This window comes from Streptomyces sp. Tue6028, assembly GCF_002300165.1.
Lineage (GTDB): Bacteria > Actinomycetota > Actinomycetes > Streptomycetales > Streptomycetaceae > Streptomyces > Streptomyces siamensis.
Window position 1 is genome coordinate 1 of record NZ_MLCE01000038.1, and the last position, 21,684, is coordinate 21,684.

15 protein-coding genes are annotated in these 21,684 nt (G+C 72.9%); 8 read left to right on the forward strand and 7 right to left on the reverse strand.

From position 1 onward, the window contains the following. The coding region (locus BKI49_RS34140) for a SpoIIE family protein phosphatase (protein ID WP_095938191.1) at nt 1–2,308 on the reverse strand (2,308 nt) is incomplete at its 3' end. 253 nt (nt 2,309–2,561) lie between these two features. On the opposite strand from BKI49_RS34140, the gene BKI49_RS34145 reads away from it, so the two are divergent. Further along, nucleotides 2,562–5,654, forward strand: a complete 3,093-nt coding sequence (locus BKI49_RS34145) for a glycoside hydrolase family 2 TIM barrel-domain containing protein (RefSeq protein WP_095938192.1) — start codon at nt 2,562–2,564, stop codon at nt 5,652–5,654. Here BKI49_RS34145 and qcrB read toward each other — a convergent pair. Together qcrB and sigJ are read right to left on the reverse strand one after the other, a co-directional pair. Continuing rightward, on the reverse strand, nt 5,565–7,193 hold the full coding sequence (gene qcrB, locus BKI49_RS34150) for a cytochrome bc1 complex cytochrome b subunit (protein WP_095938193.1): 1,629 nt from the start codon (nt 7,191–7,193) through the stop codon (nt 5,565–5,567). The genes BKI49_RS34145 and qcrB overlap by 90 nt on opposite strands. Continuing rightward, complete coding sequence (gene sigJ, locus BKI49_RS34155; protein WP_095938194.1) at nt 7,190–8,371, reverse strand: RNA polymerase sigma factor SigJ; 1,182 nt, start codon at nt 8,369–8,371, stop codon at nt 7,190–7,192. Before sigJ ends, qcrB begins: the two co-directional genes overlap by 4 nt. Before the next feature lie 173 nt (nt 8,372–8,544). Between sigJ and BKI49_RS34160 the strand changes: the two genes are divergently transcribed. The 6 genes from BKI49_RS34160 to BKI49_RS34185 all read left to right on the forward strand — a co-directional run bounded on the left by BKI49_RS34160 (nt 8,545) and on the right by BKI49_RS34185 (nt 15,501). After that, on the forward strand, nt 8,545–10,158 hold the full coding sequence (locus BKI49_RS34160) for an MFS transporter (protein ID WP_095938218.1): 1,614 nt from the start codon (nt 8,545–8,547) through the stop codon (nt 10,156–10,158). Then, nucleotides 10,155–10,763, forward strand: coding sequence for a hemerythrin domain-containing protein (locus BKI49_RS34165; RefSeq protein ID WP_095938195.1), 609 nt, complete (start codon nt 10,155–10,157; stop codon nt 10,761–10,763). Before BKI49_RS34160 ends, BKI49_RS34165 begins: the two co-directional genes overlap by 4 nt. Nucleotides 10,764–11,579: 816 nt before the next feature. After that, the gene (locus BKI49_RS34170; RefSeq protein WP_095938196.1) at nt 11,580–12,152 is read left to right on the forward strand and encodes a TIGR03086 family metal-binding protein; all 573 of its coding nucleotides are present in this window, start codon (nt 11,580–11,582) and stop codon (nt 12,150–12,152) included. Between the two features lie 202 nt (nt 12,153–12,354). Beyond that, on the forward strand, nt 12,355–12,600 hold the full coding sequence (locus BKI49_RS34175; protein ID WP_095938197.1) for a hypothetical protein: 246 nt from the start codon (nt 12,355–12,357) through the stop codon (nt 12,598–12,600). 3 nt (nt 12,601–12,603) lie between these two features. Beyond that, nucleotides 12,604–12,981: a toxin Doc gene (locus tag BKI49_RS34180; protein WP_095938198.1), complete on the forward strand. Its 378-nt coding sequence runs from the start codon at nt 12,604–12,606 to the stop codon at nt 12,979–12,981. A gap of 564 nt (nt 12,982–13,545) precedes the next feature. After that, nucleotides 13,546–15,501, forward strand: coding sequence for an RICIN domain-containing protein (locus BKI49_RS34185; protein WP_095938199.1), 1,956 nt, complete (start codon nt 13,546–13,548; stop codon nt 15,499–15,501). A gap of 147 nt (nt 15,502–15,648) precedes the next feature. On the opposite strand, the gene BKI49_RS34190 is transcribed toward BKI49_RS34185, so the two are convergent. Both BKI49_RS34190 and BKI49_RS34195 read right to left on the reverse strand, forming a co-directional pair. Continuing rightward, the gene (locus BKI49_RS34190; protein WP_095938200.1) at nt 15,649–16,626 is read right to left on the reverse strand and encodes a 2-hydroxyacid dehydrogenase; all 978 of its coding nucleotides are present in this window, start codon (nt 16,624–16,626) and stop codon (nt 15,649–15,651) included. Next, nucleotides 16,623–17,792: a lactate 2-monooxygenase gene (locus BKI49_RS34195; protein ID WP_095938201.1), complete on the reverse strand. Its 1,170-nt coding sequence runs from the start codon at nt 17,790–17,792 to the stop codon at nt 16,623–16,625. The genes BKI49_RS34190 and BKI49_RS34195 overlap by 4 nt, the downstream gene beginning before the upstream one ends. Before the next feature lie 77 nt (nt 17,793–17,869). Here BKI49_RS34195 and BKI49_RS34200 point away from each other — a divergent pair, with 77 nt between their 5' ends. After that, nucleotides 17,870–19,156, forward strand: coding sequence for a PucR family transcriptional regulator (locus BKI49_RS34200; protein WP_095938202.1), 1,287 nt, complete (start codon nt 17,870–17,872; stop codon nt 19,154–19,156). 35 nt (nt 19,157–19,191) lie between these two features. Here the strand turns inward: BKI49_RS34200 and BKI49_RS34205 are convergent, their stop codons facing one another. Continuing rightward, nucleotides 19,192–19,863, reverse strand: coding sequence for a cyclase family protein (locus BKI49_RS34205; RefSeq protein ID WP_095938203.1), 672 nt, complete (start codon nt 19,861–19,863; stop codon nt 19,192–19,194). Further along, entirely contained in the window at nt 19,863–21,446 is a 1,584-nt protein-coding gene (locus tag BKI49_RS34210; RefSeq protein WP_095938204.1) for a purine-cytosine permease family protein, read from the reverse strand. The genes BKI49_RS34205 and BKI49_RS34210 overlap by 1 nt, the downstream gene beginning before the upstream one ends. Nucleotides 21,447–21,684: the final 238 nt, after the last annotated feature.

Consider the following 21,684-nt stretch of genomic DNA (forward strand, 5'->3'; position numbering starts at 1 on the left):
ACCGCTGCGTGAGCTGGGCGACGAGCAGCAGCCCGCGGCCCCCCTCGTCGAAGATCTTCGCCCGGCGCAGATGCGGCGCGGTGTGGCTGCTGTCGGAGACCTCGCAGATGAGCGTGTCGGGGTCGTGGATGAGGCGCAGCCGGATGGGCGGCTCCCCGTACCGGATGGCGTTGGTGACGAGCTCGCTGACCACCAGCTCGGCGGTGAACGTCACTTCGCTCAGCCCCCAGTGGTCCAGCTGCTCGACCACCTGCTTGCGGATCGGGGCGACGAGGGCGGGGTCCGCCGGGATGTCCCAGGTGGCCACCTGGGACGCGGCCAGGCCGCGCGTGCGTGCGAGCAGCAGGGCCACGTCGTCCGTGGCGCCGCCGACGGGCAGCAGGGACTGGAGGATCGCGTGGCACGCCTCGTCCAAGGACCGCGACGGCCGCTCCAGAGCCCGGAACAGCAGGCGCCGTCCGGCGTCGAGGTCCCGGTTTCGGCCCTCGATCAGCCCGTCGGTGTAGAGGGCGAGCACCGTGCCCTCGGGCAGGTCGAGTTCCACCGCCTCGAAGGGCAGGCCGCCCAGCCCGAGCGGCGGCCCGGCGGGGAGGTCGACGAGGTGGGGCGGTCCGCCGGGGCGGAGGATGACGGGCGACGGATGTCCGGCGCGGGCGAGCGTGCACCGCCGGGAGACCGGGTCGTACACGGCGTACAGACAGGTGGCGCCCATCTCGCCGGTGACGCCCTCGGCCCCGGCCTCCACGGACAGCCGGACGACCAGGTCGTCCAGATGCGTGAGCAGTTCGTCGGGGGCCAGATCGATGTCGGCGAGCGTGCGGACGGCGGTGCGCAGCCGCCCCATGGTCGCCGAGGCCTGGATGCCGTTGCCGACGATGTCGCCGACGACCATGGCGACCCGCATGCCGGACAGCGGGATCACGTCGAACCAGTCGCCGCCGACCCCGGCGCGCGCCGCGGGAAGGTAGCGTGAGGCCGCGTCGACGGCCGCGGTGCGGGGCAGCGACTGCGGCAGCAGGCTGCGTTGCAGGGCGAGGGCGGTCTCGCGCTCGCGGGAGAACCGGCGTGCGTTGTCGATGCAGACGGCGGCCCTGGCGGTGACCTCCTCGGCGAGCAGGGCGTCGTCCGGGGTGAAGGGGTCGGGCCGCCGGTAGCGGGTCAGGACGGCCACGCCGAGCGTCTGGCCGCGGGCCTGGATGGGCACCGCCATCGTGGCGTGGATGCCGTACTCGGCGACGCGTCGTCCGCGCCGTTCGTCCTCGGACAGCCAGGTCCGCAACGCCGTCGCGACGTCCGCGGTGACGACCGTCCGGCCGGTGACCACGGCGTCCGCCTGGGGCGAGGACGCGGGGTAGACGTCGACGTCACCGGGCTTGACGAGCGCCTCGGGCGAGCCGGGGAGCACCGACTGGTGGGCGGCCCGGCGCAGGGTGACCGGAGCGGTCGGCCGGCCTGCCTGCGGCTCGGTGCCCGGTTCCGGGGGGTCGAGCAGGTCGACGCGGACGAAGTCGGCGAGCACGGGCACGCAGACGTCGGCGAGCTCCTGGGCCGTCCGGGTGACGTCGAGGGTGGTGCCGATGCGCACGCTCGCCTCGTTGACCAGTTGCAGCCGCTCGCGGGCCTTGTACTGCTCGGTGAAGTCGTGCGCGGCCACACAGACGCCGCGCACGCGACCGTCGGCGTCGGTGAGCGGGGCCATCCGGGCCAGCCAGGCGTGCGGGCGGCCCTCGCCGCCCGTCCGCATGGTGGTCTCCACGTCACGCCCCCGTCCGGAGACGAGGACGTCGTACATGTCCTCCTCCAGCCGCTCGCCGGCCCGCTTGCCGCCGATCTCGGAGATCCGCAGACCCCGGATGCGGTCCTCCACGAGGCCGAGCACCCCGGCCATCGCGTCGTTGATCCCGAGTAGCCGCAATCGTGTGTCGTACACAGCCGTGGCGCAGGGCGACTGGGAGAGGACCGCCCGGATCAGCGGGTCGTCCCGGGGCGGCGGTTGCGCGCCCGTGAGGGGGGTGACGACGAACCAGCCGTCGCCCTCGTCGCGGCGGTGCGCCAACAGCCAGACCGGCAGGACGTGGCCGTCCCGGTGGCGCAGCGGGAGGGTGCCGCTCCAGCGGTCACCGGCGGGTTCTGACGGTGCGGCGGCGACGGCGTGGTCCAGCAGGGCCGTCGCGGGGCGGCCCTCGACCTCGTCGGGCGCGTACCCCAGCAGTCGGCGGGCCCCCTCGCTCCAGTGGATCAGGGTTCCGTGCTCGTCGATGACCGCCCGTGCCGTGGCTGCCTCGTCGAGGTGGTGGACCGGGCTCATCGTCGCCACTCCATTGCGCACACTCACAGTGAACAAGCGCGTCACTCGGGTTCCAGCCTAGTGCGTGGGCGCCCCGCGCACCCCTGAACACGGGCCGACGGGACGACATCCGGAGGGCGGATTTCCGGCGGATGTGTTCGGTGGGTCGGAAGTGAGTTCCGCACCCTTGACGGCCGCGTGTGTCGCCTCGTCAGAATCTGTTTGTTCACGATCAGTTGTGATGACTTCTGGGTCCTGATGAGGGAGAGCCGCCATGACGGTCACACGAAGAGCGGTATTGATCGCGGGCACGGCCGTGCCCGCGGCCGGCGCACTCACGGGCGCCGCCGACGCCCGGGCCGCGGCCGGGCACACCCCGGGGCGGCACACCGTCGAACTGCGCGACGGCTGGCGTTTCGCGCTGGTCGACCCGGGCGGCGTCACCGACCCCACCGGCGCCTACGCGGACGCCGCGCGGCCGGGCTACGACGACTCGGCGTGGCGCGAGGTGGCCGTACCGCACGACTGGAGCATCGAGCAGACGCCCACCACCGAGCACGGCACCACCAGCGGGACGGGATTCTTCCCCGGCGGTCTCGGCTGGTACCGCACCACGTTCACCCTGCCGCCCGCGTACGCCGGCAAGCGGGTGTCCGTGGAGTTCGACGGCGTGTACATGGACTCCTCCGTGTACTGCAACGGCACCGAGGTCGGCCGCCATCCCTACGGCTACACGGGCTTCGCCCTCGACCTCGCCGGGCTGCTGCACACGGACGGCAGGACCGAGAACGTCATCGCCGTGAAGGTGCAGAACCAACTCCCCAGCAGCCGCTGGTACTCGGGCAGCGGCATCTACCGCGACGCACGTCTGGTCGTCACCGAACCGGTGCACGTCCAGCGGTGGGGCACCTACGTCACCACGCCGGAGATCACGAAGGAGCGGGCGCTCGTACGGGTGCGGACGACCGTCGTCAACGCGTCGGGCACCCCGGCCGAGGTCCAGGTGATCTCCCGGATCCTCGACCCCGACGGCCGGACGGCCGCCCGGACGACCACCACGGCCACCGTCGCCGAGCAGGCCGACGAGACCCACGAACTCTCCGTGCCCGCACCCAGGTTGTGGGACTTCGCGACGCCGCAGCACCGCTACACGCTGGAGACCGAACTGCGCACCGGCGGCACGACCGTCGACACCTGCCGCACCCCCTTCGGTATCCGGTCGTTCCGCTTCGACCCCGACGAGGGCTTCCACCTCAACGGCACCCACGCCAAGATCAAGGGCGTCGACCTCCACCACGACCAGGGCGCTCTCGGCGCGGCCGTGAGCCTCGACGCGGTGCGCCGCCAGATGACCGTCATGAAGTCGATGGGCGTCAACGCCTTCCGGACCTCGCACAATCCGCCCTCCCCGCAGATGATCCAGGTCTGCGAGGAACTGGGGATCGTGATGATGGTGGAGGCCTTCGACTGCTGGCGCACCGGGAAGACGAAGTACGACTACGGGCGGTTCTTCGACGAGTGGTGCGAGAAGGACGCCACCGAGATGGTCCTCGCCGCCCGCAACTCACCCGCCGTGGTCCTGTGGTCCATCGGCAACGAGATCCCCGACTCGACCTCCACGGCCGGACTCGCCATGGCCGACCGGATCATCGCCGCCGTCAGGGCCGCCGACGACACCCGGCCGCTGGTGATCGGCTCGGACAAGTACCGCCGCCTGCCGGCGAAGGGTTCGGCGGCCGATCTCATGCTCGCCAAACTGGACGGGCTCGGCCTCAACTACAACACCGCCAAGTCGGTCGACGACCTGCACGCCGCCTACCCGCACCTGTTCCTCTTCGAGTCCGAGTCGTCCTCCGAGACCTCGACCCGGGGCGCCTACCAGGAGCCCGAGCACCTCAACACCGGGGAGAACCACACCCCCGGCCGGCGGGCCACCTCCTCGTACGACAACAACCTCGCCTCCTGGACGATGAGCGGCGAGTACGGCCACAAGAAGGACCGGGACCGCAAGTGGTTCGCGGGCGAGTTCCTGTGGTCGGGCATCGACTACATCGGCGAGCCCACCCCGTACGACGTCTTCCCGGTGAAGGCCTCCTTCTTCGGCGCCGTCGACACGGCGGGGTTCCCGAAGGACATGTACCACCTGTTCAGGAGCCAGTGGACGACCGAGCCCATGGTCCATCTGCTGCCCATGACGTGGAACCACGAGCCGGGCGACACGGTCGAGGTCTGGGCCTACGCGAACGTCGACACCGTCGAACTCCTCCTCAACGGAACGTCCCTCGGCACGCGCCGGTTCGACACCAAGAAGACCACCGACGGCCGCACGTACCTGGAGACCACCGAGGCGACCGGCGACGACAAGACCTTCACCGACGGCCCCTACCCCGGCAGCTACACCAGCCCCAACGGCAGCGCGGGCAAGCTCCACCTCACCTGGAAGGTCGCCTACGAGCCGGGCGAGTTGAAGGCCGTCGCCCGCCGCGGGGGCAAGGTGGTCGCGACGGACGTCCTGCGCACCGCGGGAGCCCCGCACGCGATACGCCTCACCCCGGACCGCACGTCGCTGCCCGCCGACGGGCGCTCCCTCGTGTTCGTGACCGCGGAGGTCGTCGACGCCCACGGCGTTCTCGTGCCCGACGCGGAGCACCGGATCGCCTTCGACGTCGACGGCGGCTCGGTCGCCGGACTCGACAACGGCCGGCAGGAGAGCGCCGAGCGCTACCAGGCCGCGACCCGCACCGCCTTCCACGGCAAGGCGCTCGCCATCGTCCGGTCCGGGACGAAGACGGGCACCCTGAAGGTGACGGCCCGGGCGGAGGGCCTGCGCAGGGCGACCACGAGCGTGCGCACCACCCAGGCCGGGTCGCGGGCGACCACTCCGGCGCCGGTGTTCGGGCCCGACCACCCGGCGGCCCCGAACTATCCGTACGCGGACGCCAGTTACTCGGGCCGCCCCGACACCCTGCCCGCCGCCATGCTCGACGGCGACGCCACCACCGGGTGGTCCAACGCCTTCCACAAGTCGACGACGGCCCTGCTGCCCGCCTTCGACGGGCCCCGCGCGGAGGACTGGGTCTCGGTCACCTGGGCGCGCCCGCGCACCGTCGACCGCGTCGAAGTGTCCTTCACCGTCGACGCGGCCCACGCCCAGCCCGCCTCCGTCGAGGTCTCCGTGTGGGACGGCGAGCGGTACGTGCCCGTGAAGGGGGCGGTCCTCGACCGGGCCACCACCTCTGACGCCCCGACCGTGATCACCTTCGACGCGGTGCGCGGCTCACGGCTGCGTCTCGTCATGACCGGCGCCCACCCGGGGGCGGCCGACGGCGCGATCAGGATCAGCCGCCTGGAGGTCCCCGCCGCCTGACGGGCCGGCCGGGTGAGCGGGCGGCAGCCCGCGTCGCTCGTGCTCGGTCAGCGTGTGGAGTTCGGCACGGTCGAGGGGCCGGTGGACCTCGACGTACTCGCCATGCGGCAGGCGTCTGACGACCCCTGTCGCACGGCCGTGCGCGACCAGTTCACGGTCCCGCAACTGAAGGCCCAGACAGACGCGCCGGGTCACGACGAGGACGACGACCGGCACCACCAGCAGAGCGATCCGCACCGCCCAGGTCACGGTGTTGATCGACAGGTGGAAGCGCGTCGCCACGATGTCGTTTCCGCCGCCCGCGAGCAGGACCAGATAGAGGCTGATCCACGCGGCGCCCAGCGCGGTGCGCACCGGACGGTTGCGCGGCCGGTCCAGCAGATGGTGCTCGCGCCGGTCCCCGGTGACCCAGGCCTCGACGAACGGGTAGACGCCGATGAGGACCAGCAGCAGCGGGAAGACGACGATCGGTATGAGCACGCCGAGGACGAGGGTGTGGCCCCACAGCGTGATCTCCCAGCCCGGCATGACCCGCACCAGGCCCTCGGCGAAGCCCAGGTACCAGTCCGGCTGGGCGCCCGTCGACACCTGGTCGGCGCGGTAGGGGCCGTACGCCCAGACCGGGTTGATACTGGCGACCGCCGCGATCAGCGCGATGACACCGGACACCAGGAACAGGAAGCCGCCCGCCTTCGCCATGTACACCGGCATGAACGGGGTTCCCACGACGTTGCGTTCGGTCTTCCCCGGCCCGCCGAACTGGGTGTGCTTGTGGTACACGACCAGGATCAGGTGCGCGACGACGAGCGCGGCCATGATGCCGGGGATCACCAGCACGTGCAGCGAGTAGAAGCGCGGCACGATGTCATGGCCCGGGAACTCCCCGCCGAAGAGGAACATCGACAGATACGTGCCGACGACGGGTACCGACAGGAGCGCCCCGTCCACGAACCGCATGCCGGTCCCCGACAGCAGGTCGTCCGGCAGCGAATAGCCGAACAGCCCCTCGAACATGCCGAGGAGCAGAAGCGTCCAGCCGAACAGCCAGTTCACCTCGCGGGGCCTGCGGAACGACCCCGTGAAGAAGTGCCGCATCATGTGCGTCAGCATCGCCGCGAGGAAGATCAGCGCCGCCCAGTGGTGGATCTGCCGGATCAGCAGTCCACCGCGCACGTCGAAGCTGATGTCGAGGGTCGACGCGTACGCCTCCGACATGCGGATGCCGTTCAGCGGCACGTAACTGCCGTGGTAGACCACCTCGTTCATCGACGGGTGGAAGAACAGCGTCAGGTACACCCCGGTCAGGACCAGCACGACGAAGCTGTAGAGGCAGATCTCGCCGAGCAGGAAGGACCAGTGGTCCGGGAAGACCTTGCGCAGGTACTTCGCGCCGAAGGCGTGGATGCCGAGCCGGCCGTCGAACCAGTCCGCCACGCGCTCGCCGGACGACGCCGTGCCCGCCCGGTGTGCCGCGGGCCCGGCGTCGGTGCCCCCGGCGGTGCCCTGCGCACGGGTGACGTGCCGCTCGCCGGTCGTCATGACTGCCTGCCTTCCTGCGTGTCCGGCTCCTCCTCGCGGCGCACGTGCGCGAGCTTCTCGGGGTTGGTGACGATGTAGACGTCGCAGACGTGCTCGCCGTCGGGCGCGAGGTCCATGACCATGACGGCGTACGGGGAATCACCCTCGAAGATCACGGCGGAGTCGTCGCCGTTGACCCGCCGGTAGCGGATGTCGAGACCGGTCGCGCGGCGGGTCGCGTAACCGGCGAACAGACGCGCCACCTTGTCCCGCCCGTGCACCGGCCGGAGCCCGGCCCGCGGGGTCTTGCCCCCGCCGTCCGTCCACACCGTGACGTCCGGCGCCAGGATCTCCATCAGCGCGGTGATGTCACCGCCCAGCGCTGCCTCCACGAAGCGTTCGGTCGCCTGCCGGCGCACCCGGGGGTGGGCGCGGTAGAGCGGCCGGCGCGCGTGCACGTGCTGCCGGGCCCGATGGGCGAGCTGGCGCACCGCGGCGGGGCTGCGGTCGAGGACCCCGGCGATCTCGGTGTGCGCGTAGCCGAACACCTCGTTGAGGACGAAGACCGCGCGCTCCAGCGGGGTCAGCGACTCCAGGACCACGAGCATCGCCAGGGACACGGACTCGGAGCGCAGGGTCTGGTCGTCGGCGGCGCCCGCGGGGGCCGGCTCGTCGAGCAGCGGCTCCGGCAGCCAGGGGCCCACATAGGTCTCCCGGCGGCGGGTGATGGCGGCGCGCCGGGCGAGCGCCTGGTTCACGGCGATCCGGACCAGGTAGGCGCGCGGGTTGGCGATCCCGTCCAACGGGGAGCGGCCGGCGCGGCCCTGCCAGGACAGCCAGGTCTCCTGGAGCACGTCCTCGGTGTCGGCGACGCTGCCGAGCATGTTGTAGACGATCGCGAACAGCAGCTCGCGGTGGGCCACGAAGACCCGCGTCGCGCCGTCCGCGCCGCTCGGGCCGCCGTTTCCGGCGCCCGGACCGCCGTTCGTGCTGCCCGCCCCGTCGTCCGTGCCGCGCGGCCCGTCCTCCGGGAGCTTGCCCGAACGGCGGCCCGGGAACGCCCGGTCGGGCGTGCCGGGCCTTTCGGCTCCGCCGGGTGACGCGCCACGCGGACGCGACCCCCCTTCGACGGCGCCGGCCGGCGCGCGACCCGCGCCCGGACCCACGCCGCCGGTCCCCGCTCGGTGGCTCTCGGACATGCCTCGCCTCCCTTGGTGTGCTCACTACTGCGAGGGGCTGAGGGGGTTCGAATGTGACACCCGGCGGGCCGGATGTGACGTATGTCTCAGGGCGCATCTCCGGCGTCACACCCGTCGGCGGGAGCGCCCTCTTGAACGCGAGTTCGCAGCTCCGGCACAAGGAGACACACATCGTGTTCAAGAAATGGCACGGCAACCCATGGGCGATCCTCGTCACGCTCTCCCTGGGGTTCTTCATGACCCTGCTCGACCTGACGATCGTGAACATCGCGATCCCCGACATGGGCCAGGACCTGGGCGCCTCCCTCGACGAGATCCTGTGGGTCGTCAACGCCTACACCCTCGCGCTGGCCGTCCTGCTGATCACCGCGGGCCGGCTCGGCGACCTGCGCGGCAAGCGGAATCTGTTCATGGCGGGCGTCGCCGTGTTCACCCTCGCCAGCCTGGCCTGCGCCCTCGCGCAGGACCCCGCCCAACTGATCGCCTTCCGCGCGGTCCAGGGGCTGGGCGCGGCGCTGCTCATGCCGCAGACCCTGTCGATCATCACGGAGGTGTTCCCGGCCGACCGGCGAGGCGCCGCGATGGGTGTCTGGGGCGCCGTCGCGGGGATCTCCGGCGCGCTCGGACCGATCATCGGGGGAGCGCTCATCACCCGGCTCGACTGGCGGTGGATCTTCTTCGTCAATCTTCCGCTCGGGGTGCTCGTCCTGGCCCTCGCCGCGGCGGTCGTTCCCGCTTCCCGCCGCACCGTGCGCCACCGCTTCGACACCCCCGGCGTGCTGCTCGCCTCAAGTGCCCTGTTCTGTCTGGCCTTCGCTCTGACGGAGGGACAGCGCTACGACTGGAACGGCTGGATCCGGTCACTGTTCGGCGCGGCGGCGGTGCTCTTCGCCGGGTTCCTGCTGCACGAGCGCGGCCGGCAGAACCGTGATCCGCTCGTGCCGTTCTCGCTCTTCAAGGACCGCAACTTCACGCTCGTCAACCTGGTCGGCATCACGGTGTCCTTCGGCGTCATCGGGTTGTTCCTGCCGCTGACGATCTACCTCCAGTCGGTGCTGGGCTTCAGCGCGCTCAAGTCCGGCCTCGTGCTGCTGCCCCTGGCCCTCGGCTCGTTCGTGACGGCCGGCCCCGCCGGTGTCCTCGCCGACAGGATCGGCGGCAAGTTCATCCTGATGGCCGGCCTGCTGGCCTGGGCCGCCGCACTGTTGTGGATCGTGGCCGTGGCGGACGCCGGGTCCGGCTGGACGACGGTCGCCTTTCCGCTCCTCCTGGCCGGGCTGGGGGCGGGCTGCACCTTCACACCGATGGCCACGGAGGTCATGCGCAACGTCCCGGTCCGGTTGTCCGGAGCCGCCTCGGGCGTCAACAACGCGCTGCGCCAGGTGGGTTCCGTGCTCGCGGGCGCCGTCGTCGGTGCCGTGCTCCAGGCGCAGCTCGCCTCCTCGCTCACCGACCAGGCCCGGGAGCGCGCCGGACAGCTCCCCGCCCCCTACCGGGACGGCTTCGTCGCCGCCTTCTCCGAGGCGGAATCCGACGTCGGAGCCCGGCAGTCGGCCGCCGCGCCGTCCGGTGTGCCGCACGGTGTCGCCGACCGCATGCGGGCGCTGGGCGGTCAGGTCTTCGGCCACGGCTTCGTCGACGCGATGGGCCCGGCCCTCCTGGTCTCCGCCGGAGTCCTGCTGACGGGTGCCCTCGCCTGCCTGGCCGTACGCCGTCATCGCGGGCCGTCCGCGAACCCGCACGCCCTTCCCGTGTACGAGCCCGAACTGGAGGAAGCCACCTCATGAGCATCGACCTCACCGTGATGTACGCCGCCCACGACGCCTTCCGGCGGGACCTGGAGCGGCTCGGCAAGGCGGCCGCGGACGGCACCGCCTTCTCGGCGCCGGTCCGGGCCGGCTGGGAGAACTTCAGGAAGCAGCTGCACATCCACCACACGGCCGAGGACAGCGACCTGTGGCCGCGCGTGCAGCGCAAGGTCGAGGGGCGCCCCGAGGACCTCGCGCTCCTCGCGGAGATGGAGGCGGAGCACGGCCGGCTGGATCCGCAGCTCGCCGCCGTGGACACCGCCCTGACGGACCGGCTGGACGAACTACCGGAACTCGTCCGGGCGTTGACCATCACCCTCGACGATCACCTGGCACACGAGGAGAGGAGTGCTCTGCCCCTCGTCCAGGAGGTGCTGACCCCCGCCGACTGGGGCGCCTTCACCGGGCGCATCCGCGAGACGCAGGGGCTGCGCGGGGCGGCTCTCTTCGTGCCCTGGATCGTCGACGGCGCCCCGCCCGCCGACCGCGCCGCCTTCTTCGGCACCATGCCGCCACCGGTGCGTGTCCTCAACCGCCTGTTCTGGGAGGCCGGTTACCGCAGGCGCGGGCTGTGGCAGACCTGACCGGACCGTGGCCGACCGCGGGCCACGGAGGCGGACGGGCCCCGGCTCCCGAGCTGCCGGGGCCCGGGCGGACGTGGGCTCCCTCCGACCGCCGGAAGTTCGCTGCCGGGCAAGGTCCGCGCGCCGAGCGTCTGCCTCGGTCGCGGGCGACGGAGCGGGCCGGGCGGTCGCGTGCGTCGACGGCGCCCTGTGCCGGGTGGCCGGGTGGCCGGCAGGGTCCGTGCTCGGCAGGCACCCCGTGTCCCGGTGGGCCCGTGGCTGGTGGGCCGCGTGTCCGGGTGGCCATCTGTCCGACGGGCCCGTGGTCGGGAGTCCGAGCCTCGGCGGTCCACGCCAGGGTGGGCCCGTGCTCGGGGAGCCCTTGCCCGCACGCCCCGTACCCGGGGAGCTCCGTACTCGGCAGGCCCTGTGCCCGGGTGAGTGCCTGGGCGGTCCCTGCCCGCATTGCTGCGTGTCCAGGTGGCCGGTGACGGCGTGGCCCCGGACTCGCCCCGCGTCCGGGCGGCCCGTGCCGCGGAGGTCCCGCTCTCGACGGGCCCGCGTCCGGGGGCCCGTGCTCCGGAGGTCCGGTTCTCGACGGGCTCGCGTCCGGGGGCCCGTGCCCCGGCGGCCCCGCCCCCGACAGGCCCCCCGCCCCCGGGCGGCCCCACTCCCCGGTGGCCCCGTTCCCGCGGGTCCGATTCCTTTCGCGGTCGAGCCCGGTCCGTCTGTGCAGGACCGTCCGGGTTCCCGGCGGTCCGGCCGTCGGCCCCGGGTCCGTCCTCCGGACGGAGCCGAGCCCGCCGACGGGCCGGCCCTTCGAACAGGAGCGACCCCATGAACGCGAACCCCGCCGTACTCGGCGATCAGCTCGCCCGCGCCGCCCGCGGGCTGCTGGCCCACGCCGGGCGGCCCGCACTCGACGGCAAGCGTGAACTTCCCACGCCCTGTGCCGACTTCGACGTCCACCGGCTCGGCGAACACCTCCTCGGCACGCTCGTCACGGGCGAGTACGCCGCGGCGAAGGAGCCGGTGCCCGCCGACGCGCCGACGACGCTGAACCAGCCGCCCTGGGTGGTTTTCCCGCCGCTCGTCGACCGGCTCGTCGCCGCCTGGAGCGAGCCGGACGCCTGGCAGGGCGACACGCCCTTCGGCCCGGACACCTGCCCCGCACGGTTCGCCGGGGTGATCACCATCATGGAGCTGACGGTGCACGGCTGGGACCTGGCGACCGCCACCGGTCAGCCCTTCGCCGCGGACGACGACGTGATCGCCACCGCGACGGCCGTCGCCACGCGGATCGCCGACGGTGCCCGCGCCGGCGGGGCCTTCGGCCCCGAGGTCGAGGCCGCCCCCGACGCGACGCCACTGGAGCGGCTGCTCGCCCTCACAGGGCGGAAGGCCGCCTGACCGACCGGCGCCCGCCCCGATGACCTCACGGGCGGGCGCCCGACGGAGCCGGGACCGTCGGTCGGCAGCCTCGTCGACGCCATGGACGGGACACGAGCGGACGGCCCGCGCCCCGCCGTTTCGGTGCCCGGCGGGTACCGCCGCCCGTAGCCGCTGACCAGCGGATATTTACGAGTAAGTACCCGCGCGGTACCGTGATGGCATGCCAGCTCTCAACGTGGAGTTCAGCGACCGCGAGCTAGAGGACCTGCGGCAGATCGCCAAGGAACGCGGTACGTCGATGAAGGCCCTCGTCCGGGAGGCCGCCGCGGCCGACATCGTGCGGCACCGGGCGCTCCAGGAGGGCGCGGAGGTGTTCCGCCGCTTCTTCGCCGCGCACGCGGACGAGTTCGCCGCGGCCTTCCCCGAGGACGAGCCGCCCGCCCGGCATGAAGGACGGGTCGCCTGACCGATGGCACCCGTCATCCACATCGACGTGCCCTGGCTGCTCCAGCGTCACGAAGAGGTCCTGCCCGACCAACCCGCGGTCAACGACTTCTCCGCGCTCGTCGCCGCCGTCGCCCGGCACCGCGTGGACCCGCCCCGCCTCGGCGTCGACTCCGACCCGGCCTGGCGGGCCGCGGCGCTGCTGCACACCCTGGCGCTGCTCAAGCCGCTGCCGGCCGCCAACGCCCGCTTCGCCTGCTCGGCGGCGGTGGCGTACATGTTCGTCAGCGGCGTCGGCATCGACCCGCCCTACGGCGCACTGGTCGATCTCACCCGCGACCTCGTCTCCGGCAAGGCCGACGTCTACGGCGCGGCCGACCGCCTGCGCTCCTGGCAGATCTGAGACTCCGGTGCCGAAGGGGGGCCGCGAGGTCGGGGCCGCCGCCCGGTCCGGGCCCCGCCCTCGGGGCCGCCGACCGAGGGCGGGAGGATCGGGGTCGGCGGCCGGTTTCGCGCGGGAGAGCCGCCGTCCTGCGCGGGGCCTCCGAGAAGGGCCGATTCCAGTGGACTACGGAGTTCCGCGCGCCGGGAGCGTGCGAGGGGCTCCGGCGCGTGCGCCCGGTTCACACGGGGCGCGTCGAATTTCGAAAGCCGGTGCGAGCGCGGCGAGTTGCCGCAGGATCTGACTTTATTTCAATGAGCCTGATGTTGCTCAAGTGCCTTGTTGGCCGTGAGCGTGTTGTGCGAGGGTGAACTCCCTGCGCCGGGCCAATGGCCGGGTCTGAACCGCTGTTCGCCATTCCGAGTCGTCGGCGGGCTCAAAAAGCCCCTGACCGGCGGTCGTCGTGCGGCCTTCGTCCTCGCCGTTTTCCCGACGCACCGTCAAAAAGGTATGCACCGACCAGCCTCCTTTTTCGGCGGTCAGGAATTCTGTGTGCCACCTTGCACCTCGGAAGGAACCCGCTCCGTGCGCACCCCCCACCCCCCTCGTCCCCCTTATCCGCCCGGTGGCGTTCCCGGTGAATCCGACGAGAGTCTCGCCGCCCGGCTGAGAGGCGCGGCGCAGGACGACGCCGCCCACCCCGTCGCCCTGCTGATGGCCCGGCACTGGCAGTCGGCTCACGACTACGCGGTCATCTGCCTCGCCTCCTCGGCACCCGCCGCCTCCATGGTGACGGCGACCTCCTTCCACCGGGCGCTCGACCGCCTCGGGGAAGGCGACTCGGCGATCGCCCTGCGGCCCGAACTCCTCGTGGACGTACGCGACACCGTCAGGGAGTGGTCCGCGGACGACCGGATAACCGGTGTTCTGCCGGACCTGGGGAAACCCGCGGGGGGCCGCGGCATGCGCGCCGCGAAGTCCATGACGGCCGAAAATCGCAAGCTGGCGGAGCGTGCTTTCCATACTCTGCCGGGACTGTCCCGGTGCCTTCTGTGGCACACCGAGGTCGAGGCGGAGCCCATATCCGTACCGGCTGGTCTGTCGGGCATGGACACCGACATCGCGTCGGCCGCCCTGGAGCAGGCCCGCGAGCAATTCCGTGAGGGCTGTGTACGCGCCCACCGGGAACTCGCGCCCAGCAAGGAATGCGGCTTCTACAACCGCCTCCTCGACGTGCCGATCCGCCGGGGCGGCGCCCTGCTTCCCGATGTCCGGCAGCATCTGGCGGAGTGCTCGTACTGCCGGCACGCGGCAGAACAACTCGGCCATTTCGAGAGGGGGTTGGGATCGCTGATCGCCGAAGCCGTGCTCGGCTGGGGCGCACAGCGCTATCTCGACTCACGCCCCGGGCGTGCGGGACAGCGCTTGCGCCCCCGTGGTGGTACCCCCTTCGGCGGACGGCTTCCGGGGAGCGGCGGGCGTCCCGGTGGCGGAGCCCGCCGCGGCGACGGGCACGGCGCGGACGGACGGCCGGGAACCGGCGGGCGCCAGGGCGGCGGTGGGCGGCACCGCCTGCTGGGGCAGTTCCCCACCCCGGGCCGCGGGGCGGCCCGGCAGGGCGAGGTCCCTCCCAAGGCCGTGCTGACCGGCGCCGGGCTGTCGGCCGTCCTCCTCGCGACCGTCCTCGCGGCCGGTCTGTGGCCGCACGACGAGGGAGGTGCCGACCCCGCGGCCTCCACGGGCGCCGGCAGCAGCCACAGCCTGTCCGAGGCCCCCGGCTCCCGGACTCCGTCGGCCGCCTCGTCGCCGCCCACTTCGGCGGGACTGCCGACGGGCGCCGAGCAGACCCGGCTGCGCAACCTCGCCGCAGACCTGTGCCTGGACATCAGGGGCGGCAACGCGAAGCCGGGCGCCGAGACCGAACTCGCGGTGTGCTCGTCGGCCTGGACCCAGCAGTGGTCGTACGAGTACGACGGACTGCTGCGCAGCATCGCCGATCCCGGGCTGTGCCTGGACTCGCACGCCGACAACGGTGTCGTCCTGCTGCAACGCTGTGTCGCCGAGAACGCGGCGCGTGGCAAGGACATGCGTTACGACCTCACCGTGCAGGGCGAGTTGCTGCCCCGCCGGCGCGACGGACTCGCCGTCGCGCCGGCGTCGGACGACCCCGACACCGACGTCGTGGTCAAGGTCCGCGACGGCTCCGACGAGCAGCGCTGGCGCACCGACTCCCCGTCGGACCGCCCCAAGTCGCTGTCGGTCGCGGGCACCTCCGGCCCGTCGGCCCCGCCCGCGAGCGACGAGCCCACCGTCGAGGACACTCCCGCGCAGCCGGGCGAGGGACACGGTGAGCCGTCCGCCGAGGTGCCGGCCGACCCCGGGCCCACCGCGGCACAGCCCTACCAGGAGCCGCGCGCGGTGGCCGTCGGCGACGGCCACGACGACGCGGACCCGCAGTCCGTGCTGCCCCTCGGCCTGTCAGGACTCGTCGACGACGCGGGGCTCCAGGATCGGGAGGCCGCGGCCGCGACCGCACCGTGAGAGCGAGGGCGCGACCGCAGCGTGGGCGCGGCGCGACGCCACCGTGAGTCGCGGCCCGACACCGGCCTGACCCCGGCGTGACGCCGGGGTCAGGCCGGCCCCGTGCTGAACCCCGCGCCGCGGCCTCAAGGTGCCGGGGCGACTGCTCTACGAGACGACGTCCCGGGGCGGCTTGCCCGCCACGAAGTCGGCCGCGTTCTGGACGGCCGCCAGCGCGATCCGCACCAGCGTCTCGCGTGTGACACCGGCGACGTGCGGGGAGAGCACCACGTTCGGCGCCTTCAGCAACCGCAGGGCCGGGGTGGGCGGTTCGGGGTCGAACACGTCGAGGCCCGCGCCGGCCAGGGCGCCCGCCTCCAGCGCGTCCGCGAGGGCGTCCTGGTCGATCAGGGCGCCCCGCGCGGTGTTCACGACGAACGCCGTCGGCTTGAGCAGCGCGAGCCGCTCGGCGTTCAGCAGGTGCCGGGTGTCGTCGGTCAGGGGCGCGTGCAGGGTGACGTAGTCCGAGGTCCGCAGCAGTTCGTCGAGCCCGACATGGCGGGCCCCGCCGAGCCGGGCCGCCGTCTCCGCGTCGAGCGGCCGCGGACCCGCGTACACGATGGTCATGTCGAAGGCGACCGCGCGGCGGGCGACCTCCTCGCCGATGTGCCCGAGCCCCACGATGCCGAGCGTCTTCCCGGACAGCTCGGTGATCGACTGCTGGAGCCGCGGCAGGGCCCAGTCGGCCTCGACGAGGGCGGTGTGCGCGGGCACGAGCTGCTTGGCGAGGGCGAGCATCAGGGCGAAGGTCTGCTCGGCCACGTTCTGCTTCTCGGCACCGCTGGAGCCGATGTTGCACACCGGGACGCCCTTGGCGCGCGCCGCGTCCAGGTCGACGTAGTCGAAGCCGTGACTGGCGCACTGGATCAGCTCCAGGGCCGGTGCGGCGGCGATGTGCTCGGCGGTCACCGGGGCCAGACCGGTGATGACGACATGCGCCTCGCGCAGCGCGACGGGGTCCTCGTCGGTGGCCTCCACCACGGTCACCCGGGCCTCGCCGGGGAAGACGCCGGCGAGCGCGGCGCCCGCCGTCCGTCCGCCCACGTGCGGCGAGACGACGGCGAGGACGTTCTTCGGGTCGGTCATGCGCTGTCCTCGGTCAGGTCGTCGGGGCCGATGGTGTCCGGGCGGGCGTGCCCGGACAGGGCGAGTGTCAGGTCGAACTCGGCGAGCAGGCAGCGGATGACGTGCTCGACGCCCGCCTGCCCGTCGAGGCCCAGCCCGTAGGCGTACGGGCGGCCGACGAGCACGGCCCGCGCGCCGAGCGCGAGCGCCTTGAAGATGTCGTCGCCCGTACGTACGCCGCTGTCGAACAGGACGGTCAGCCGGTCGCCCACCGCTTCGACGACACGGGGCAGCGCGTCGGCGGCGGCCACCGACCCCGCCACCTGCCGGCCACCGTGGTTGGAGACGACCACGCCGTCCATCCCCGCGTCGGCCGCGAGGCGCGCGTCGTCCGGGTGCAGGATGCCCTTGAGGACGATCGGACCGTCCCAGTTCTCGCGCAGGAAGGCCAGGTCGGGCCAGGTCTTGCCGGGGTCCGCGAACATGCCCACGAAGTGCATCACGGCCGCGTTCGGGTCCTCGTGCACCGGCTTCGCCAGACCCGCCTGGAACGCCGGGTCGGAGAAGTAGTTGGCGGTGCCCACGCCGTGCAGGAACGGCAGGTACGCCTGATCGAGGTCGCGCGGACGCCAGGCCAGCAGGGGAGTGTCGAGGGTGACGAGCAGCGCGGTGAACCCCGAGGCCTTGGCCCGGTCCAGGAAGCTCCGGGTGACCTCCCGGTCCTTCGCCCAGTACAGCTGGAACCACCGCTCCCCGTCGCCCATCGCCTCCGCGACCTGCTCCATGGGGGTGCTGGAGGCCGACGACAGGATGTACGGGACGCCCTGCGCCGCGGCGGCCCGCGCGGCGGCCGGCTCGGCGCCCGGATGCATGATCGACAGGACGCCCACCGGCGCGAGCGCCAGCGGTGCGGGCAGCGCGCGGCCCAGCACCTCCACGGACAGGTCGCGCTCGTGCACGTCACGCAGCATGCGCGGCACGATCCGACGCCGGTCCAGGGCCTCCCGGTTGGCGCGTGCGGTACTGCCGCTGCCCGCGCTGCCCGCCACATAGCCGACCGGACCGGGACCGAGGCGCTGCTCGGTGAGCTCCTCCAGCCGCGTCAGATCGGTGGGCAGCCGGGGTACGGCACCCGTCATTCCGTTCAGATAGATCTCGTACTGGAAGTCGGCCCAATGCTTCGCCATCCGTACGTCCCGCCTCTCGTCCCTGAGACCGCGCTGTACGCCGACGATCCTTGCGACTGTGACAAGGTCCGTCCACCATGGTGCGCACATCGCGCGACTGGGACTATCACGGGGTGACAAACAGCAGGACGAACGCCGGCTCCGGTCCCGCGCCGAGGGCCGGGTCCGAAGGGCGGCCGGACACCGCGACGGGCGGGTCCCCGGCGGCCCGGGCCCGGGTCCGGCGCGACATGGTCGCCGACCCGAGGGTCGTGGAGGCGGTCGTCGCGGCTGTCCACGCGCAGGTCCCGGTGTACGCGGCGCTGGACGACAGCCGGCTTCCGGAGGTCCGCGCCATCGCGGCCTGGGGCGTGGACAGACTGCTCCACCTGTGGGTGACCGACGGCGCCCTGGAACCCGCCGACCTGCGGCGTTTTCGCGGCATCGCGGCGGCCCGCGCCGCGGACGGGCGTCCCGTCCAGGCGGTGCTGCGCGCCTACCGCGTCGCGGCGACGGTCCTCACCGACGAGATCGCGGCCCGCGCTCCGGGGCTGGCGGCGGCCGACGCGTTCGCGCTCGCCCGCATGCTGCTGACCGCCCTGGACACACTCTCCGAGGAGATGGCCACGGCCTACGCCGTGACCAGCGAGGACCTCGCGGGGGACCGCGACCGGGCCCTGCGGCTGCTGCTCGACGACCTGATCGCCGGACGGCACGCCTCGGCGGGCGCGCTGACGGACCGGTCGGCCCGGCTCGGCGTCCAGCTCCCCGAGCCCTACTGCCTGCTGGTGGCGGAGACACAGGAGCCGGGCGGCCCGGACCTTTCGTACGAGGCGGCGACGGAACTGCTCGACGAACTCGGCGGCACGGGCACCTCACTGTCCACGATCCGCGGCTCCCGCGCCGTACTGATGTTCTCCGCCGCGGCCGTCGGCCGGGCGGGCGCCCTGCTGGCGCGCCGGGCCTGGCGCGGCTGCGCCGTCACCGGCGAGGGCCTGGACCGGGTCGCCGTCGCCCATCGTCTGGCCGCCGACGCCCTGGACACCGCGCCCGCCCACGCCCACCGTCCCGGTGGCCTCCTCACGGACGCCGACGCACAGGTCCTCGCCCTGCTCGCCGGTCATCCCGCGGCCGCCCCCGACCACATCGCCCGCCTGGTCCTCGGTCCGCTCACGGACCCGGACCAGCGCCACCTCCTGGAGGCGCTCACCGCGTACATCGACGCGGGTTCGGCGAGCGCCGCGGCCCGCGCCCTGCACCTGCACCCGCAGTCCCTGCGCTACCGCCTGCGGCGCATCCGGGAACTGACGGCCCGCGACCCCCGCGACCCCTGGCACCGGCTGACCCTCGACGTCGCGCGCACCGTCGCGGGGCCGCGGACCTGAGCCGGCGAGCAGGGCCGGCGCGCGGGGCTGTGCGGTCAGCCGACGCGGGCCACCGCTCGCACCGGCGCTCCGTCGGCCGCGGGCAGCCGCAGCGGAAAGAGGAAGACCTCGACCTCCCGCGCGCCCACCAGCTGCTCCAGGCCGGTGAGGTTCTCCGCGATGACGCCTCCCGCACCGCACAGGACGCGATGGGCCGGGAGCCCGAAGTCCGCGTGGGGGTCGCCGGGCCGGGGTGTGGCGTCGACGCTGAGCGCGTCGACGGCCACGGTGCGGACGCCCGCCTCCACCATCGCCTCGGCCGCCGCCGGGGTCAGCCACGGATGGTCCAGGTATCCGGCCGTGCCCCAGTGCGCCGACCATCCGGTGACGAGCAGCAGGATCGAGCCGGGCTCCAGGCGCAGCCGGCTGAGGGCGGGCGTGAGCAGCTCCGGGGTGATCGGTGACCTGGCCGGAAGGCCCCGGGCGTCGGCCACGACGGCGCGGCCCGCGAACCGGTCCAGCGGCAGCGCGTCGAGCGTGGGCCAGGCGTCGTCGACGTGGTACGGCGCGTCGACGTGCGTCCCGGACTGCGAACCCATGTGCAGGCGCTGGACGTTGACCCCGTCCCGCGAGGCCCGCAGGGCCTGCGAGACCTCCACCTCCGGGTCACCGGGATACACGGGCATCCCGGTGACCAGAGGGACGGACAGGTCCAGCCAGCTCCCCATCAGCGGCCCTCGCCGGCGAGGGCAGGCGCCGGGTCGGCCGCCTCCGCGCCGGGGCCGGTGATCGGCGGCACCGGGGCGTCGACGGTACGGGCGAACCGCGCACCCTCGGGCCCGTACGCGGCCCTGGGCTCGGGGAAGATCCGCAGCAGGGCCAGGAAGAGCACCGCGGCCACGGCCAGCGACAGCGGCAGGCTGATGTCGACGCCGTTCGCCAGGTCGCCGAGCGGGCCGACGAACTGACCGGGGATGTTGGTGAAGAGCACGCCGACCACCGCGGCGACCCACCAGGCCGTCATGCCGCGCCAGTTCCAGCCGTGCGCGAACCAGTAGCGGCCACCGCGCTGACGGCGGTTGAAGACCTGGAGCGCGTCGGGGTCGTACCAGCCGCGCCGGGTGTGGAAGCCGAGGATCATGACGACCATCCACGGGGTGGTGCAGGTGATGATCATCGTGGCGAAGGTCGAGATCGACTGCACCAGGTCGAACCCGAAGCGGCCGATGAAGATGAAGGCGATGGAGAGCGCGCCGACCAGGAACGTCGCCTGGACCCGGGACAGCCGGGGGAAGACCGACGAGAAGTCGAGCCCGGTGCCGTACAGGGACGTCGTGCCCGTCGACATGCCGCCGATCAGCGCGAGCAGACAGACCGGCAGGAAGAACCAGCTCGGTGAGATGGCGAGCAGTCCGCCCACGAAGTCCGGGGCGGCCGGGTCGACGTACTTCGGCGCCTTGGTCGCGATGATGGAGGCGGTGGCGAGTCCGAAGACGAACGGCAGCAGGGTCGCGAGCTGGGAGAGGAAGGCGGCACCTATGACCTTGCGGCGCGGGGTGTCCGCCGGGATGTAGCGCGACCAGTCGCCGAGGAAGGCGCCGAACGACACCGGGTTCGACAGCACGATCAGCGCCGCGCCGATGAAGGAGGGCCAGAACAGCGCCTGGGTGGCCGAGTCGGCCGAGGACGTGAACACCCCCGCGTACGACGGGTCGAAGTCCCCGGCGAAGGCGATCGCACCGACCAGGAACAGCACGGTCGCCGAGGTCACCGCGATCTTGTTGACGAACAGCATGAAGCGGAAGCCGTACACGCACACCGCGAGCACCAGACCACCGAAGAGCGCGTAGGCGACGGAGTACGAGAGCGTGCTGCGCTCCAGGCCGAACAGCCGGTGCGCGCCGCCGACCAGGGCGTCGCCGGAGCTCCACACGGAGATGGAGAAGAACGCGACGGCCGTCAGCAGCGACAGGAACGAGCCGACGACGCGCCCGTGCACGCCGAGGTGGGCGGACGAGGCGACCGCGTTGTTCGTGCCGTTCGCCGGCCCGAACACCGCCATCGGGCACAGGATCAGCGCACCGACGACCACGCCGAGGAGCGTCGCGGCGAGCCCTTGCCAGAAGGAGAGCCCGAAGAGGATGGGGAAGGCCCCGAGGACGCAGGTGGAGAAGGTGTTCGCACCGCCGAAGGCGACCCGGAACAGGTCGAGCGGCGTCGCGGTGCGGTCCGCGTCGGGGATGCGCTCGACACCGTAGGTCTCGACCTCGGTGAGGGACGGCGGGGGAGTGGTCGGGGAGTTGTCGGACAAGAGTGCTCCAGCGAAGTGCCTGTACCCGGACGGGCGGTGGAGCGCGTTGTGGCGCGGTGGGAGGAAGGCCGGTGGCCGCCGCCGGGGTGTGCGGCGTGAGGGGACGCCTTCCTTGAAGGGGTGTGCCGACGCTACGGCGGCCTGTCAAGTGCACACCAGTGGGCGAACCATCCATCCCTTGCGGACACCCTGGAGCATTCGTCCATTCCGTGCCGGCCGCCGCCGGGAGGGGGAGGGG